This window comes from Variovorax sp. KBW07 (genome assembly GCF_003852515.1).
Lineage (GTDB): Bacteria > Pseudomonadota > Gammaproteobacteria > Burkholderiales > Burkholderiaceae_C > Variovorax.
The window spans coordinates 2,828-3,517 of sequence record NZ_QAJK01000053.1 but is presented as its reverse complement, the minus strand read 5'-3'; the positions used below and the strand labels follow the sequence as shown (position 1 = coordinate 3,517).

The window sequence follows — 690 nt, the reverse complement described above, 5'->3', positions numbered from 1 at the left end:
CAGCAGGTCGAGCAGCGCGGCTTCGACGGCGGTGACCGCATGGATGGTCACGCGCAGGTCGAAGGTCTGCTGGCCGCGGCCGCCGCTGTCGCGTCCGGCAAAGGCGCTGCGCAGGCTGTTGAGCACCGCGTTGTGGCGGCCGATGGGCTGGCCCACGATGAGGCCGCGCGCGTCTTCGAGCGTCTGGCGGATTTTTTCGCCGCCGGGCACTTCGCCGACACCGGTGTGGCCCGCGCTGTCGGTCAGGATGAGCAGGTTGCGCGTGAAGAACGGACCGTGCGCGCCGCTGAGGTTCATCAGCATGCTGTCGTGGCCCGCGACGGGCACCACGCGCATGCCGGTGACGACGGGAGCGCCCGACACGGCGTTGGAAACAGCGGATTCAGGAAATGTCATCTTCGGGCCTGGTGCCTCAGTCGGCGGTGATGTGGCGGGTGTCGATCAATGTCTTCCAACGCGTCCATTCGCGCAACTGGAAGGCGGTGAAATCTTCTGGCGTGCTGGCGACGATTTCCAGGCCCTGGTCGAGCATGCGCTTCTTCGTTTCAGGGTCTTGCATCGCGGCAATGACGGCGTCGCCCAGCTTCTTCTTCAGCGCGGGCGGCAGGCCCTTGGGCGCGGCCATGCCCTGCCACGAATAGACCTCGGCGCCCTTCACGCCCGCCTCGGCGAGCGTGGGCACGTCGGGCA

Annotated in this window: 1 protein-coding gene and 1 pseudogene; both read right to left on the bottom strand. The window is 67.5% G+C overall.

Annotated features, from left to right (window positions below):
• Nucleotides 1–396, bottom strand: a pseudogene (gudD, locus tag DBV14_RS12445) (glucarate dehydratase); the annotation flags it as partial.
• Nucleotides 397–412: 16 nt separating this feature from the next.
• Nucleotides 413–690: tripartite tricarboxylate transporter substrate binding protein (locus DBV14_RS33855; protein ID WP_260397005.1), on the bottom strand; the 278-nt coding region annotated here is incomplete at its 5' end.